General features: G+C 38.4%; 15 protein-coding genes. 11 read left to right on the forward strand and 4 right to left on the reverse strand.

Annotation, left to right across the window (positions count from 1 at the left end; all coding sequences use genetic code 11):
- Nucleotides 1-100 precede the first annotated feature (100 nt).
- The 3 genes from pnp (at nucleotide 101) to AVFI_RS02555 (ending at nucleotide 4,665) form a co-directional block, all read left to right on the forward strand.
- A complete protein-coding gene (gene pnp / locus AVFI_RS02545) occupies nucleotides 101-2,230 on the forward strand; it encodes a polyribonucleotide nucleotidyltransferase (RefSeq protein ID WP_012534174.1) in 2,130 nt (709 codons plus the stop codon).
- Nucleotides 2,231-2,350: 120 nt separating this feature from the next.
- Entirely contained in the window at nucleotides 2,351-3,334 is a 984-nt protein-coding gene (nlpI, locus tag AVFI_RS02550; protein WP_054775650.1) for a lipoprotein NlpI, read from the forward strand.
- 102 nt (nucleotides 3,335-3,436) lie between these two features.
- Nucleotides 3,437-4,665, forward strand: a protein-coding gene (locus AVFI_RS02555; RefSeq protein WP_408580437.1) for an IS3 family transposase whose coding sequence is annotated in 2 segments (ribosomal slippage) — nucleotides 3,437-3,800 and nucleotides 3,800-4,665 — 1,230 coding nt in all. Because the reading frame shifts where the segments join, the coding sequence is not laid out codon by codon here.
- A 57-nt stretch (nucleotides 4,666-4,722) separates the two neighbouring features.
- On the opposite strand, the gene AVFI_RS02560 is transcribed toward AVFI_RS02555, so the two are convergent.
- The 3 genes from AVFI_RS02560 to AVFI_RS02570 form a co-directional block, all read right to left on the reverse strand.
- Entirely contained in the window at nucleotides 4,723-5,601 is an 879-nt protein-coding gene (locus AVFI_RS02560) for a U32 family peptidase (protein WP_012534154.1), read from the reverse strand.
- Nucleotides 5,602-5,610: 9 nt separating this feature from the next.
- Entirely contained in the window at nucleotides 5,611-6,612 is a 1,002-nt protein-coding gene (ubiU, locus tag AVFI_RS02565) for a ubiquinone anaerobic biosynthesis protein UbiU (protein ID WP_005417689.1), read from the reverse strand.
- A 217-nt stretch (nucleotides 6,613-6,829) separates the two neighbouring features.
- Nucleotides 6,830-8,857, reverse strand: a complete 2,028-nt coding sequence (locus AVFI_RS02570) for a sensor domain-containing protein (protein WP_012533463.1) — start codon at nucleotides 8,855-8,857, stop codon at nucleotides 6,830-6,832.
- Nucleotides 8,858-9,064: 207 nt separating this feature from the next.
- On the opposite strand from AVFI_RS02570, the gene ubiT reads away from it, so the two are divergent.
- Both ubiT and AVFI_RS02580 read left to right on the forward strand, forming a co-directional pair.
- On the forward strand, nucleotides 9,065-9,583 hold the full coding sequence (ubiT, locus tag AVFI_RS02575; protein ID WP_005417693.1) for a ubiquinone anaerobic biosynthesis accessory factor UbiT: 519 nt from the start codon (nucleotides 9,065-9,067) through the stop codon (nucleotides 9,581-9,583).
- A complete protein-coding gene (locus AVFI_RS02580; RefSeq protein WP_054776058.1) occupies nucleotides 9,573-10,076 on the forward strand; it encodes a GNAT family N-acetyltransferase in 504 nt (167 codons plus the stop codon). Before ubiT ends, AVFI_RS02580 begins: the two co-directional genes overlap by 11 nt.
- Before the next feature lie 52 nt (nucleotides 10,077-10,128).
- On the opposite strand, the gene AVFI_RS02585 is transcribed toward AVFI_RS02580, so the two are convergent.
- A complete protein-coding gene (locus tag AVFI_RS02585; RefSeq protein WP_155662250.1) occupies nucleotides 10,129-10,596 on the reverse strand; it encodes a hypothetical protein in 468 nt (155 codons plus the stop codon).
- Between the two features lie 210 nt (nucleotides 10,597-10,806).
- On the opposite strand from AVFI_RS02585, the gene AVFI_RS02590 reads away from it, so the two are divergent.
- From AVFI_RS02590 to AVFI_RS02620, 6 genes are all read left to right on the forward strand, one after another.
- A complete protein-coding gene (locus AVFI_RS02590) occupies nucleotides 10,807-11,208 on the forward strand; it encodes a DNA polymerase III subunit psi (RefSeq protein ID WP_005417701.1) in 402 nt (133 codons plus the stop codon).
- Entirely contained in the window at nucleotides 11,198-11,644 is a 447-nt protein-coding gene (rimI, locus tag AVFI_RS02595) for a ribosomal protein S18-alanine N-acetyltransferase (RefSeq protein WP_155662248.1), read from the forward strand. The genes AVFI_RS02590 and rimI overlap by 11 nt, the downstream gene beginning before the upstream one ends.
- Nucleotides 11,645-11,740: 96 nt before the next feature.
- On the forward strand, nucleotides 11,741-13,321 hold the full coding sequence (gene prfC, locus AVFI_RS02600) for a peptide chain release factor 3 (RefSeq protein WP_065596578.1): 1,581 nt from the start codon (nucleotides 11,741-11,743) through the stop codon (nucleotides 13,319-13,321).
- Nucleotides 13,322-13,578: 257 nt separating this feature from the next.
- On the forward strand, nucleotides 13,579-14,355 hold the full coding sequence (locus AVFI_RS02610) for a TatD family hydrolase (protein WP_054776059.1): 777 nt from the start codon (nucleotides 13,579-13,581) through the stop codon (nucleotides 14,353-14,355).
- Between the two features lie 198 nt (nucleotides 14,356-14,553).
- Nucleotides 14,554-15,786 (forward strand): NupC/NupG family nucleoside CNT transporter, encoded by a 1,233-nt coding sequence (locus AVFI_RS02615; RefSeq protein WP_252653953.1) that lies wholly within the window; start codon nucleotides 14,554-14,556, stop codon nucleotides 15,784-15,786.
- Between the two features lie 287 nt (nucleotides 15,787-16,073).
- Nucleotides 16,074-16,244 (forward strand): XapX domain-containing protein, encoded by a 171-nt coding sequence (locus AVFI_RS02620; RefSeq protein WP_005417708.1) that lies wholly within the window; start codon nucleotides 16,074-16,076, stop codon nucleotides 16,242-16,244.
- Nucleotides 16,245-16,518: the final 274 nt, after the last annotated feature.

Here is a 16,518-nt window from a genome sequence, read left to right on the forward strand (position 1 = left end):
TGTACTAGTCGCGATTAGTAGTATGTTGAATTATCAACTACAAATTTCTTATTTTTGATAGCACAAAGTGCCATTTAACAATAAGAATAAAGGAAAAAAAATGTTCGCGAATCCAGTCGTAAAATCATTTCAGTACGGTAACCATACCGTTACTCTAGAAACGGGTGTAATTGCTCGTCAAGCTACAGCTGCTGTAATGGCAAGCATGGACGATACATCTGTATTCGTTTCTGTTGTTGCTAAGAAAGAAGCTGTTCCTGGTCAAGATTTCTTCCCACTAACAGTTAACTACCAAGAGCGTACGTACGCTGCAGGTAAAATCCCTGGTGGTTTCTTTAAGCGTGAAGGCCGTCCTTCTGAAGCTGAAACACTAACGGCACGTCTAATTGACCGTCCAATCCGTCCTCTTTTCCCTGATGCATTCAAAAACGAAGTACAGGTAATTGCAACGGTTGTTTCTATCAATCCTGAAGTTAACCCAGACATGATCACTATGATCGGTACGTCTGCGGCATTAGCTATTGCTGGTATTCCATTTAACGGTCCTATCGGTGCTGCACGTGTTGGTCACATCAACGGTGAGCTTGTTCTTAACCCATCAAATACTGAGCTTGAAAACTCTAAACTAGACCTAGTAGTGTCTGGTACAGAAGGCGCAGTATTAATGGTTGAATCAGAAGCTGATAACCTAACTGAAGAAGAAATGCTATCTGCTGTTGTGTTCGGTCACGATCAACAACAAGTTGTTATCAAAGCAATCAATGAGTTTGCTGCTGAAGTTGCTACTCCTGCATGGGATTGGGTTGCTCCAGAAGAGAACACAGTTCTTAACTCACGTATTGCAGAACTAGCAGAAGCTAAATTAGTTGAAGCTTACCAAATTACTGAAAAAATGACTCGTTACGATCGCATTCATGAAATCGCGGCTGAAGTTAACGAAGTTCTAGTATCTGAAAATGAAGATGTGAACCTAAAAGAAGTTCACACTATTTTCCACGATCTAGAGAAAACTGTTGTACGTCGCAGCATCATCGCTGGTAATCCACGTATCGATGGTCGTGAAAAAGACATGGTTCGTGCGCTAGACGTACGTACTGGTGTTCTTCCTCGTACACACGGTTCTTCTCTATTCACTCGTGGTGAAACTCAAGCTCTTGTTACTGCAACGCTTGGTACACAACGTGATGCTCAAATCATCGATAGCCTAATGGGTGAGAAGAAAGATCACTTCCTTCTACACTACAACTTCCCTCCATACTGTGTAGGTGAAACTGGTTTTGTTGGTTCTCCTAAGCGTCGTGAAATTGGTCACGGTAAACTGGCTAAACGTGGTATCCAAGCGGTTATGCCTTCTATTGAAGAATTCCCATACACAGTACGTGTAGTTTCGGAAATCACTGAATCTAACGGTTCATCTTCAATGGCTTCTGTATGTGGTACATCTCTAGCTCTTATGGATGCTGGTGTTCCAATTAAAGCATCTGTTGCTGGTATCGCAATGGGTCTTGTGAAAGAAGGCGACGATTTCGTTGTTCTTTCTGATATCCTTGGTGACGAAGACCACCTAGGTGATATGGACTTTAAAGTAGCGGGTACTAATGAAGGTATCACAGCACTTCAAATGGACATCAAAATCGAAGGTATCACTAAAGAGATCATGCAGATCGCTCTAAACCAAGCTCAAGGTGCGCGTAAGCACATCCTTAAAGTTATGGATGAAGCAATCTCTGGTGCTCGTGAAGATATCTCTGAATTTGCTCCACGTATCCACACAATGAAAATCAGCTCTGATAAGATCAAAGATGTTATCGGTAAAGGTGGTGCAGTTATCCGTGCTCTTTGTGAAGAGACTGGTACAACTATCGAAATCGAAGACGACGGTACTATCAAAATCGCTGCAACTGAAGGTGCTGCTGCTAAAGAAGCGATTCGTCGCATCGAAGAGATCACTGCTGAAGTTGAAGTGGGTAAGATCTACACAGGTAAAGTTATGCGTATCGTAGATTTCGGTGCGTTCGTAACGGTTCTTGGTCCTAAAGAAGGTCTAGTTCACATTTCTCAAATCGCAGAAGAGCGTATCGAGAAAGTAGCTGATCACCTACAAGTTGGTCAAGAAGTGAAAACTAAAGTACTTGAAATCGACCGTCAAGGCCGTATTCGTCTAAGTATTAAAGAAGCAAATGCTGAACTAAATCCAGCACCTGCTGCTGAAGCAAAAGACGCAGAATAATCTTATTGATTACAGTCTTTTGATTTAAAGCATGTTATAAAGGGAGCAGAAATGCTCCCTTTTCTTTTAATATAGAGTCGCTTTTATTAAAAGAATTAGGTTTATCATAGGAGAAAATGAGTGAATTGGATTCGAGTAGCCTTAGTTGGCGCAGTATTAGTGTTGTCTGGGTGTGCATCTAAAGGGGATACATCAGGATGGGGATACCCTCCAATGGCAGTTCCTTTACAACCAAGTATCCAACAAGAGATCCAATTATCTCGTTTGGACCAATTGCTACAGCGCCCTGATGTGGATGATGTAACTCGTGCAAAAATGTATTATGAAAGAGGGTTAATTAAAGACAGTTTAGGTTTACGTGACTTGGCTCGTGTCGACTTTACTCAATCTTTAACGTTAAAACCAGATCAGAGTGATGTGTTTAATATCCTTGGTGTTTACTACACACAAAATACAGATTTTGATGGAGCTTATGAAGCGCTAGATTCAGCGTTAGAGTTAGATCCAAACAACCAATTTGCTGAACGTAATTTAGCTATCGCTCTATATTATGGTGAGCGCTACGATCAAGCGTATGAGATTGCTCAAAAGCATTATAATGATGCACCTCGCGATCCATATCGTGCTATTTGGTTGTATTGGATTGGCTTAGAAGTGGATGCAAAAGCCGCAACAGAAACCTTCCAAAAACAATATCAACAAAGAACAGATGAAGATTTTGGATGGGATCTTGCAGGACTTATTCTAAAAGAAACTTCTGAAGATGAGTTTTTGAAAAAAATCTTAACTACAACTCGTAATAATGTCGCATTGGCAGAAAAACTAACAGAAGGTTATTTTTACTTAGCTAAGCGTTATCAATACGAAGGTGATTATCCAAACGCAATTGCTTTGTATAAGTTAAGTATGTCGAACAACGTTTATGAGTATGTAGAACATCGATATTCGTTTGTGGAACTAGGTAATATCTATAAAGCTTTACGTGATTTGCAAGAGCAAAAAATAAAAGAGCAGCAAGCACAAGAAGCGAAAGAAACACCGGTTGCACCACAGGAAACAAGTACTGAAAAAGAGATGCTAAAAGAAGAAGCAACAGCAGAATAATTAGCTACATTAGTATAATAAAAAAGCCTTATTCATATGGATAAGGCTTTTTTGTATTCAATGTCTCGTCCTGAAATGTGTTTACACATTTAGGACTTTTATATGACAAATCAAGAAAAAACAAAGAATAAGCGAACTCAACGCGATTATTCATTAGGCTTTAAATTGCAGCTTGTTGCCGCTATAGAAAAAGGCGATATGACCTATAAGCAAGCTCAAAACATTTATGGCATTCAAGGTCGATCTACCGTACTTACTTGGTTAAGAAAACACGGTAAGATGGACTGGTCTCAATCACCTAAGATTATTATGCCTAAATCCCCGAAAGCGAAAGAATCGCCTGCACAAAAAATTAAACGTTTAGAGCGAGAGCTTGATGATGAAAGAATGCGTAATTTATTACTTAATGAAGTAGTGAATATCATGGACGCAGAACATGGTGCAGGCCTTAGAAAAAAGTATATTGCCAAGGAGCAAGAAGTCTTCAAAAGCAGAAAATGATCAGCTTAGAGCGAGCTAGTCAGCTACTTGGCATTACAAGACAATGTATATACCAACAAGAACGTAGAGCTCTGAAACGTGCCGTTGAACTTTCACCGGTTAAAAATATGGTGCAAGAAATTCGTCGATATATGCCTCGTATTGGAGGTAAAAAATTATATTTTTTACTTAAGCCCAAATTCATCACTCATGGCATAAAGTTAGGCAGAGATAACTTTTTTTCCTATTTAAGAAATGAGTGCTTATTAGTAAAACCTAAACGAAGTTATACAAAAACTACCTATAGTAAGCATTGGATGAAAAAACATCCTAATTTACTTAAAGAAGTAACACCTCAAGCATCTGAAGAGGTTTTTGTTAGTGATATCACTTACGTTCAATCACAAAAAGGTATTCATTATTTATCTTTAGTAACAGATGCTTATAGTCGAAAGATAATGGGATATGAATTAAGTGATGAAATGAAAGCTACTGATGTAGTCAAAGCTCTTGATATGGCGATAGATAGCCGTCAATATCAAAGGAGTACGATTCATCATTCAGACCGAGGATTACAGTATTGTTCAAAGGTTTATCAGGAAAAATTGAATAAAAATGATATTAAGCCATCAATGACGGATGGTTATGATTGCTATCAAAATGCATTAGCAGAGCGAATAAATGGGATACTTAAACAAGAGTTTCTTTTGTATGACTGTAAAGATTTAGAGGAGTTAAGGCATTTAGTTGAAGAATCTATTTTTATTTATAATGAAATGCGGCCACATTTAAGCTTGGGAATGAGTACACCAAATCAAGTACACAAAAAAGCCAAGTGCGTACGCACTTAGCTTTCAATTAAAAATCGTCAACGTATTTTAGGACGAGACACAAAAGAAAATTCAAAATTACATTTGAATGTCTAATCCAGCAATGTTGTGCCAGTAACCATTACAATGACGAGCATCTTTTAAAGCAAACTTTGCAGAACCTGTTTCATTTGCTTTGAATTTGCTTACTTCATCAAATGTTTCAACACTTAATGGACTTAAGCGTACCACGTCAACTAGGCTACTCATGCTTGGTAAGTCATTAATCAAGTTGTAGCAATAGCCAGATTGAGTTTGAATACCATTTAAGGTAAATACTTCCTGACCTTCTTGGCTATTAACTGTAATACCAGTTGGGTATTTAATACAGCACGTTTCGCATTCATCTTTTGGTTTATTCTCAGCACGAGCAGTAAAGCAGCGAGCAGAATACGCAAGAGGAAGATAACCGTAACTGAATACTTCGGTTTCAAATTTATTGCGGATACCAAGTTCATCACATTGAGTTAATACATTCTGTAGCCATTCACGAGAAAGCTCTACAGGCATACACCAACGGGTCATCCCTTGCTTTAAAAAGATGTTTAAGGTTTGAGCGTTATAGCAGTTAACTGCTGGACCAACAACAAATGGGACTTTGCTCTCTGATGCAAGTTGAATCGCAGACACATCATTAGCTTCGATAATAAAATCACCATTATCAATGTACTTTTTCATTACATTAACTTCACTTGGTGCTTCTAATAAAGCCATGGTAGATAAAACAACTTGTTTACCTGAATCTGAAATATCCTTAGCAATAGCAAACCAATCTTTAGGTTTCATTTCTCGGCGTTTTGAACAAACACTTTCACCTAAATAAATAATATCAGCTTCACTATTGGTTGCTTGTTGATAAAACGACTCAACGTTTTCTTTAGACCAAAAGTATAGGAGTGGACCTAATGCGTATTTCATGATGTTCTCCTATTGCCACTTCTTATGATAAGCACCAAGAGTGGTTTGTGTCCCCTCTGATACATTCGCTAATGTTGCATCCCATTTAGGTTCTACCGCATAGCCTTCAGGATTTGCTTTGTAGCTGTCGATAGCTGCACGCCATGTACGAGTCACTTGCTCAACATAAGCAGGGCTGCGTTGACGGCCTTCAATTTTCACTGATGCAACATTGGCTGCAAATAATTCAGGAACTAAAGATAAGGTATTTAAACTGGTCGGTTCCTCAAGGGCATGGAAGGTTTTACCTTCTACATCAAAGCGTCCTTTACATAGGGTTGGATAGCCGGCATTTTCACCTTCACCATAACGATCGATTAAAATATTATTTAAACGAGACTCCAGCCCATTATCGGTTTCTTGCCAACGAACGTATTTTGCAGGAGAGCAAGCACCTACAGTATTTGGAGATTCGCCTGTCATGTATGATGATAAGTAACAACGACCTTCAGACATGATACATAGACTACCAAAAGCGAAGACTTCTAAATCAACATCTGAGGTTAAATTGCGAGAAAGTTGTTTAACTTGATGAATAGATAACACTCGTGGCAAAACAACACGTTTAATATTGAAATTCTTTTTATAGAAATCAATAGCGGCAACATTGGTTGCAGATGCTTGTACCGAGAGGTGTAGCTCTAAATCAGGGTAGGTCGTTGCAGCGTATTCTAGTACAGCAATATCAGAAATAATAAGCGCATCAATTCCCATTGCTGCTGCGTTATCTACGGCCTTTGTCCAACGGCTAAATCCATCTGGGTGAGCAAATGTATTTAAGGCAACATGAATATGTTTATTTTTGTCGTGAACATATTGCACAGCTTTCTCAAGCTTTTTACCTGTAAAGTTTAAGCCTGCAAAATGGCGAGCATTCGTGTCGTCTTTAAAACCGATATAAACAGCATCGGCACCGCAATCAATTGCGGTTTTTAGTGCGGGCAAATTACCGGCTGGGCAGAGGAGTTCCATAAGAATACCTAATTACAAAAATCTGATGCTCTATGATAATAGTAACAAAATTTTGAAACTTGATATAAGGCAGGTTTTTAGTTGTTTTGTGTTTTAAATAAAGACTTGAGATAGATTGAGGTTCAACCTGAGTTTTTGCTCTTTTTAAATTTATAATCGACTGTAATACCTAGAAAGTGGTGGGTTTTATCTAGGTATTAAGTTCGATTATTTCTATTTATCTAGCGCGTTTGTTTTGTACTAATAACGCTTCAATCTCATGTTTTGGTTGAGGTTTGTAGAAATGGAATCCTTGAATGGAATCACAATTTAAGCTTGATAATAGCATCGCTTGTTGTCTTGTTTCGACCCCTTCAGCAACGATATCCATGTTTAAATTTTTACCTAAATTAATTACGTTTTCTATGATCGTAATTTGCTTGGGTAATGTGTCTATTTCATTAATAAACCCGCGATCGATTTTTAACTCATCTAATGGGAAGCGTGCTAGATAAGCTAAAGAAGAGTATCCGGTACCAAAGTCATCAATCGATAAAGTAAAGCCAAGCTTTTTTATTGCATCCAACATTTGAATAGCATGTTCGCCATCACTCATTACTGCACTTTCCGTTAATTCTAACGTGATGCAGTTAGGATCAACCTGTGTGGTCTTAAGAAGTCGCTCCATATATTCAATTAATTGAGGATTACCAAATTGCTCTGGTGACAAGTTAATTGCAATACGACCAGGTAAGATCCCTTGATTCTTCCATTCTTTAACGGTTTGGAAAACCTCGCGCATCACGACTTTGCCTAAGGTTTCAATTAAACCAGATCGCTCAGCAACAGGGATGAAGCGAGCTGGACTGATGTAACCTTCAACAGGGTGCTTCCATCGAACTAAGGCTTCTGCTCCATTAATTCTAAAATCACGAGCACTTACTTTTGGTTGGTACCACACTTCAAGTCCATTATTTTGAAGTGCTTTTTGTAATTCGATCTCTAACCAAAGACGCATGCGTGCTTCTTTGTTCATTTGATCATGAAATTTAATTAAACGGTTTCTACCTCGATCTTTTGCTTCATACATGGCGGTGTCAGCATTTTGCAATAAACTGCGAGCATCACTGCCGTCAGCTGGATATTGAACACTACCAATGGAGCAAGCAAGGCGTTTTGAGAAGTGAACAAGATCGAATGGTTGATTGATTAAATTGATGATCTTTTCAGATAATTGCTCAAGAACTTGGTTATGCTCAGGCTTTGGAAACAGTATTCCAAATTCATCCCCACCTAAATGACCGACGACGGCGTGTTTTGGTAATAGTTTCTGTAAGCGATTGGAGATCTCTTTTAAGACGCGATCCCCAATATGATGCCCAAGTGAATCATTAATATTTTTAAAGTTATCGATGTCTAAATAGAGCATGAAAAAAGGAATATCTTCTTTAATCATTTTCTCTATAACATGGGTAAAGCCGTGGCGGTTGTAAATCCCAGTTAATAGATCCACTTGAGAAGCGGCAATATGGTTGCTCATTGCAATTTGCTTCTTGTTTTCTTTTAAAATAACAAGGTGAGCTGGACTTCCTAATATGTGAGTTTCTTCAACCGTTAATATTAATTCGGCACGCAGAGAGCAATTAGCGGTAGTTCTTACTGTTAATTGTTGTTCAGAAGGTAAGTTTGAAATTAACTCTGATAAGCATTGAGTGCGAGAAGGGGAGTGTAAAAGTTGCTCAATACTTTCGCCAATAAACTCAGTTGGGTTGTTGAACCCAAGCATTTTAGCTGACGCTCCGTTAGCAGAGACAATGATATCTCCTTCAATTAAAAAGACGGAGTCACTTAATAGCTCTGTGAGTTTGTGATACTTAGATTCGCTTTCTTTTAGAGAGTTGAGAAGTTGTTGGCGTTCTGAGGTGTCGACAGCGTGAAATACAATATAAGTGGTATCTTCTTCATGAATAGGGAAGAGACTAAAATGTAGGCTGGTATCAAAACGATGGTCATCTAGCGTAATTTCAGCTTCAATTTTTTCACCGTTTAAGGCTCGGTCGTAATAGGCTTTTAATGATGAGTAAAAATGTTTACCTAAAATTTCAGAATCGCTTCGGCCACAAAGAGATTCACGGTTTAACCCACTAAGTTCACAGTAACGGTTGTTTACTGTTATGTATTTATGGTCTTTGTCCAAAATAGCAAACAGAAATGGACTGTTATCTGTAAGCAAAGGAAGCCAATGTTGTATTTGAGAGAGAGACATAGTGTTACCGCTTTAGTAAAGAAGACCAATAACTTCCAGAAATATAATGTTTATTTATAAGACGAACAGTAAAATATACATTGAAAGAATCCCTATTTTCTACCTTTAATCGTAATAAGTGCTTTTTTTGATAATAAACAGGTTAGATATCACTCTATCAATTTATACTTGCCCCTAGTTATCGACCAAATGTTATGGAAATTAAGTGTGATTAATCAAATTCGTTCGAAATTAGTAGAAAATGCGGCCTCTGTTTTAAAAACTCCTGCAAAGTTAGTTCCTGTTTCAATCCAACAGAAGATGTTACTCGAAGGATTAAAACAAGTTTTTCATGAAGCACTTGAAGATGGTGATTTTGAGTTTTTAGAAGATAAATGGCTTAAAGTTTCGATTCTTGATCTCGAATTAGAATGGTTTATCAGCTATCAAGATGAAAAACTGGTAGTCTCAAATAAAACAGAGAATGATGATGTGAGTTTCAGTGGGCAGTTAAATGATTTGATTTTAATTGCAGGCCGAAAAGAAGATCCTGATACTTTGTTTTTTCAACGTCGCCTAAAAATTGAAGGCGATACAGAGCTTGGTTTGGAAGTGAAAAACTTAATGGATAGCGTTGATCTTGATTCGTTACCAAAACCATTAAATCAAGCATTAATGACGTTGGCGAACTTTGTACAGCAAGGTTTGCAGAAACCAGAAGTTAAAGAGACCATGAATGCTTATTAGAACTGAAGCTCCAGCTGATATTCTGACGGTTGACCGTTTAGTTCGCACTGCATTTGATACTGAAGCAGAAGCGAAATTAGTGATGTCTTTGCGTGAAAACAGTCATTTAACACTTGCATTAGTTGCATGTAGTGATGATGGTGAAGTGATTGGTCATTGCTTATTTAGTCCAGTTACCCTTAATGGTGACGATTTAAACTGGCAAGGATTAGCTCCTTTATGTGTGAAAAAGGAGCATCAAAAACAAGGTATTGCTGAGGAATTAGTAAAAGAAGGCCTAGAGATGCTGACTGAACTGGGGTATCCCGTTGCTGTCGTATTAGGTGATCCTAATTACTATCAACGTTTTGGTTTTGAATCAGCGACGAATTACGATATGCACTCTAAATGGGAAGTTCCTGAAGGTGCTTTTATGATTAAAGCCTGTTCTTCTGAGTTTATTGAAGGGAAATCAGGGTTAATCGAGTACTGTCCTGAATTTGATTTATTATAAATAGACGAAAAGAATGCTCGTCTTGCTATGAGCATTCTATTTTTATTGGCAGTTAGCGCTTTAATCCCCATACTTCCACCTTGGCTTTTTTCACCACTCCCGCAGCATTTAATGTCAGGTTTCCCCAACTTTTATATTGTAATTCCAGAAAATCAAATTTGGATTTATCCGTTCCTGGTAATTTATAAGTTCGAGAACTCATTCCCTTTGTTAATGTACCCATGGTTTTTAATTGTTTAGTTGAGCCATCAGTCATGGTTACTTTCATATTTTTTATGCTGACAGTACCTTGCACACATTTGATTTTTATCTTGGAAAATTTACGCTCACTAAGAAAAGGCAGGGGCTCTACTTTATCTTCCTCTTGCTCAAAGTTAACCGTTTTATCGCCAATCAGTATCCAATCATCTTTATCTTTCGCATAAACAGTATTTATTGATACAGCATTAATAAGTAAAACAAGAGCAATCATTGAAAGAAAAGAGGAGAAAGCGGTAGTAGTAATTAATTGTTTTTTCATTAGCCATAGTCTTAATACAAAAATGAGGGGCTAAAGTATTGAATCAAAATACATGCAAAGTCAGGAGTAGGTTAAAATGTCACTGTGTATAACATTTGAGACAAAGTGGCGTTGCTCAGTAATGATGAGTGTGTGTTCCTAGTGTGTATAAGTAGCATCAAATCTAGAATATTGATAAGATTCTCCACCTTAGATAAGCAGGTGAATGATATGCCCCAACAAGCACTACAGTTTTTAAATGAGATGGATATTTCAGTTTGGCAGGTTCGTCAGACAAGCTATTTTCCAGCATTAGAAAACACAACATTATCGTTACCTGAAACTTGTCAGTTATTATTTGTAGCTCCTGCTATACCGACAGAACGTGATGCTTTTCTATTTGGAAAAGTGCTTGCGAGTATGAAGCTGTCGCCTGAGCAGGCGTTATTTCTTTCCTCTGAGTCATTAGAATATATTGGTGAGCATCATTTAGATTGGTGCTGGTTCTCTGGGGTATCAACCACAGAGCTAGAAGGCGTTAAAATATTAACCTCTCCTTTATTGTCAGAGATGCATTCTAATACTCAATCACGACGTGATTTATGGCGACAAATTTGTTCTTATGACAATTAAAATTCAAACAATTTCTGAATCTCATTTAGATGATATTTGGCGAATAGAAAGAGCTGCTCATTCACATCCTTGGGCTGAATCTATGATCAGAGAGCTTGATAGTCGCTGTGCTCAGCATCGAGTCATGTTAGTTGATGAGCAAGTCGTGGGTTACTTTTATGCTCAAAATGTTGTCGGCGAAGTGACTTTATTGAATATTGCGATAGATCCTGCTCATCAAGGTAAAGGGTTCGGACGTAAGTTAACTGAATTTTTTATTGATATGTGTATGGAGCAAAAAGCTGAATCAGCATGGCTCGAAGTGCGTGAAAGTAATACTAAAGCTATCTCACTATATGAGTCTGAAGGGTTTAATGAAGTGACTCGCCGTCATGATTATTACCCAACAAATAATGGCAAAGAAGACGCTATTATTATGAGCTTTATATTTTTCTAAATTCCTTACTTTAGATAAGAGGCGAGTTTGCGTATAATCTCGCCTAATTATTACATGTTCTATCCTTTCTGAAATCTTACAGGATTATCAACGCTTATGTCTTTTTTACAAGAAGTGGGTAAACGCAGAACGTTTGCCATCATTTCTCACCCGGATGCGGGTAAAACAACCATTACTGAAAAAGTATTATTATTCGGAAACGCGATTCAAAAAGCGGGTACCGTAAAAGGTCGTGGTTCAAACCAGCACGCAAAATCAGACTGGATGGAAATGGAAAAAGAACGTGGTATCTCTGTTACTACGTCAGTAATGCAATTTCCATTCAACGATTGTTTGGTTAACTTACTTGATACTCCTGGACACGAAGATTTCTCGGAAGATACTTATCGTACACTAACTGCTGTTGACTCATGCTTAATGGTTATTGATGCAGCAAAAGGTGTCGAAGATCGTACTCGTAAATTAATGGAAGTTACGCGTTTACGTGATACGCCAATCGTAACCTTCATGAACAAATTAGACCGTGAAGTACGTGACCCAATGGAAGTGCTTGATGAAGTAGAAAGCGAGCTAGGTATGGCTTGTGCTCCTATTTCATGGCCTATTGGTTGTGGTAAAGAATTTAAAGGTGTTTACCATATTCACCGTGACGAAACGATTTTATATGAATCAGGTCATGGTCATGAGATCCAAGAAGTACGTACGATCAAAGGTCTTGATAACCCTGAACTGGATGCTGCAGTTGGTTCTGATTTGGCTGAAAGTGTTCGTGAAGAACTAGAACTTGTTATGGGTGCATGTCCTGAGTTTGATCATGAGCTTTTCCTTGCTGGTGAATTGACACCTGTGTACTTCGGTACTGCTCTTGGTAACTTCGGTGTTGACCATATGCTAGAAGGTCTTACTGACTGGGCTCCTGCGCCACAAACACGTCAAGCAAATGAGCGTGATGTTGTAGCTACAGAAGATAAGTTCTCTGGTTTTGTCTTTAAGATCCAAGCAAACATGGATCCTAAACACCGTGACCGTATTGCCTTTATGCGTATTGTATCTGGTACATACACACAAGGCATGAAGATGAACCATGTTCGTACAGGTAAAAACGTCAGTATTTCTGATGCAGTAACCTTTATGGCTGGTGACCGTTCACGTGCTGAAACGGCTTATGCTGGTGATATTATCGGTTTACATAACCATGGTACCATTCAAATTGGTGATACCTTTACTCAAGGTGAAAGCTTGAAGTTCTCAGGTATTCCTAACTTTGCACCAGAATTGTTCCGTCGTATTCGTCTGAAAGATCCTCTGAAGCAAAAACAACTACTTAAAGGTCTAGTTCAATTATCTGAAGAAGGTGCGGTACAAGTATTCCGTCCACTTCAAAACAATGACCTTATTGTTGGTGCCGTTGGTGTGCTTCAGTTTGACGTGGTTGTAGCTCGTCTTAAAGCAGAATATAACGTTGAAGCGATTTATGAAGGCGTGAGCGTTGCAACAGCTCGTTGGGTTGATTGTGCTGATGGTAAGAAAATGGATGAGTTCCAACGTAAGAACCAAGCTAACTTGGCGCTTGATGGTGGTGACAACCTAACTTACATCGCACCGACAATGGTGAATCTAAATCTTGCTTCTGAGCGTTTCCCAGATGTTCAATTTAGAGCGACGCGTGAGCACTAATTAATCAGTTGCTTATCAAATAAATAAAAACGGGGTCTTAACGGACTCCGTTTTTGTATCTATAGTAATACCAATGCACTTATATCCATCTACTCATTCAGGTTCGTATTATTCATTGATACGTTAGATAAAAAGGAAGCATGAATGTTAAAGTTAATTAAATTATGGATACGAAAGTATGATGCATGGTGTGAGTCATTAGGCTTAACACCAGAAAACAAGCGCAGTTGTGTTCCTTATAAAAAAGAAGAAGAGTAATGACTTTTACGTTCATTGATTCACATTGTCATTTTGATTTTGCTCCTTTTAAAAATAATGAAGTGTCCTACTTACAAATGGCAAAGGATAAAGGCGTTACAACGCTCGTTGTACCCAGTGTGAATCAATCAAACTGGAATCAAGTTAGTGCGTTGGCACATCAATTTGATGAGATTTACTACGCATTAGGTATTCATCCACTATTTATTACTCCAAGCTATGAAAGGGAGTTAGAAAACTTAGGGAAGTTACTTGATGGAAAAAATAAAAAATGTGTAGCGATTGGCGAGTGTGGATTGGATTTCTGGCATCAAGAAAGTGATAAGGAAACACAGCTCTCTGTTTTTCGTCAACAGTGTTTATTGGCAAAAAAGCATCAACTTCCTTTGATCATTCACAGTCGTAAAAGCCACGATATGGTATTAAAGCTGTTGAGAGAAATTCGGCCAGAGAGAGGTGGTGTGATTCATGGTTTCAGTGGTAGCTTGCAGCAGGCTAATCAATTTATTGAATTAGGTTTCTATATTGGTGTTGGTGGCGTGATCAGTTACGAAAGAGCTAAGAAGACCAAAATGGTCATTTCACAGCTGCCTTTAGATAAAATTTTATTAGAAACCGATGCGCCAGACATGGCAGTATTTGGCTTTCAAGGCGAAAAAAATACTCCGGATAAAGTACAAAATATATTCGAATATTTGTCTTTGATTAGAAAAGAATCAATGCAAACGATTTCGGAAACTGTTTATAAAAATACCACCTCTTTGTTTGGGATTTGAGTTACCAGTCATTTCTTTAGTTGTAATTGATGATTATTTAGAAACACCTTAGTGATAATGATCACAATTATGAATGAGTAAAGCATGTATCAGCCACGATTATGTGACAACAGCATTACTTTCTTTGTGGTTCAATGAGTATAATCGCCCCCGCTAATTTGAAACACGCCAACAATAAATTTAGGGAAAACTTTAACTATGAGCCTGCTAATGAGTTTGGTTGGGATCGTGGTACTGCTAGGTATAGCTGTACTTCTTTCTGATAACCGTAAAGCAATCAATCTACGCACTGTCGGTGGCGCTTTTGCTATCCAATTCTTCTTAGGCGCATTTGTACTTTATGTACCTGTGGGTCGTGATGTACTTTATGGTGCATCGGAAGCTGTTGCTAACGTAATTAACTACGGTAACCAAGGTATCGAATTCTTATTCGGTGGTTTATTTGGTGGCGGCGGTTTCGTATTCGCACTACGTGTACTTCCTGTAATCGTATTCTTTGCTTCTTTAACTGCTGTTCTTTATTACCTAGGCATCATGCAAATCGTGATTAACTTCCTAGGTGGTGCATTGCAGAAAGCACTTGGCACATCTCGTGCAGAATCACTATCTGCTACAGCTAACATCTTTGTTGGTCAAACAGAAGCGCCTCTAGTTGTGCGTCCGTTTGTTCCTAAAATGACTCAATCTGAGCTATTTGCAGTAATGTGTGGTGGTCTAGCATCTGTTGCTGGTGGTGTACTAGCTGGTTATGCTTCTATGGGCGTGCCTCTAGAGTACCTAATCGCAGCATCATTCATGGCTGCACCTGGTGGTCTTCTATTTGCTAAAATCATCAAGCCAGAAACAGAACAACCAATTGAACAACTAGATGCTCTAGATAACGAAGGCGATGACAAACCAGCTAACGTAATCGATGCTGCTGCTGCAGGTGCTGCAACGGGTATGCAACTTGCGTTAAACGTAGGTGCAATGCTTCTTGCGTTCATCGGTTTAATCGCTCTAATCAATGGTATCTTAGGTGGTATCGGTGGTTGGTTCGATATGCCTCATATCACTCTAGAACTGATTCTTGGTTACATCTGTGCTCCTTTAGCATTCTTAATCGGTGTTCCATGGGAAGAAGCAACAATCGCAGGTTCATTCCTTGGTCAAAAACTGGTAGTTAACGAATTCGTTGCATACCTAAACTTTGCACCTTACCTAGCTGATGGCGCAGAAGTGGTTCTTTCTGAGAAAACAGAAGCAATCATCTCATTCGCACTATGTGGTTTCGCAAACCTTTCTTCTGTAGCGATTCTACTTGGTGGTCTAGGTAGCCTTGCACCAGCACGTCGTCACGACATCGCTCGCATGGGTATGAAAGCGGTTGCTGCTGGTACATTATCAAACTTAATGTCAGCAACAATTGCAGGTCTATTCCTATCTCTATAATCGTATAGAGCAGAACAGATAATCATTATAAAACCCGCATTATGTGCGGGTTTTTTTATGTCTATTGCTCATAAAAAAGTGTGATGAATAAATGCGTTAAACTCACATTTTTTTATGCAAAAAGTTTGAGATGCAAACCGATTGCGTTATCACACAAAAACAATCAAGCAAAATTATATTGATATAATGAATCCATAATAAAAGAGAGAAGAACAGCTAGGTTAAAAAAACGAGCTATGGTCTACACTATAGTTAAAGCACACATAACCTAAAAATGAGAGTCAATTATGAATGAAGTTTTACTATCTATGTTCGCAGGTTTGATTGTTGGAGTTGTTTTCTCTGCAATTAAACTGCCTATTCCTGCACCTCCAGTTCTTTCTGGTGTGATGGGAATTGTCGGCGTTTACGCTGGTGCAGTAGGTTATCAATGGATTGTTGAACGTTTCTTTTCATAATCTCAGTGTCTTTCTCTGGAAACATTGTTTCTCTAGTGCCTCAAAAGAAGTATTGATAAGATGAAGCAATGTTTCAACGGTGTCTCATGATGAGACGTTAACAAAATCAGTATTTTATTTATTAGAAAATGGAATAAATACTGGCGGCAAAATGGATATTGATTGGGCTTAATATATTGCCCAATTCTTCAAGGAATCAAGTCCGCTCATTTGCTGTTGAACGTACTTAACCTGAACAGCAAAACTATCAAAGAATTCTATCTATCGGAGATAA

Origin of the sequence: Aliivibrio fischeri ATCC 7744 = JCM 18803 = DSM 507 (assembly GCF_023983475.1) — a bacterium.
In the GTDB taxonomy this organism is placed as follows: Bacteria; Pseudomonadota; Gammaproteobacteria; order Enterobacterales; family Vibrionaceae; genus Aliivibrio; species Aliivibrio fischeri.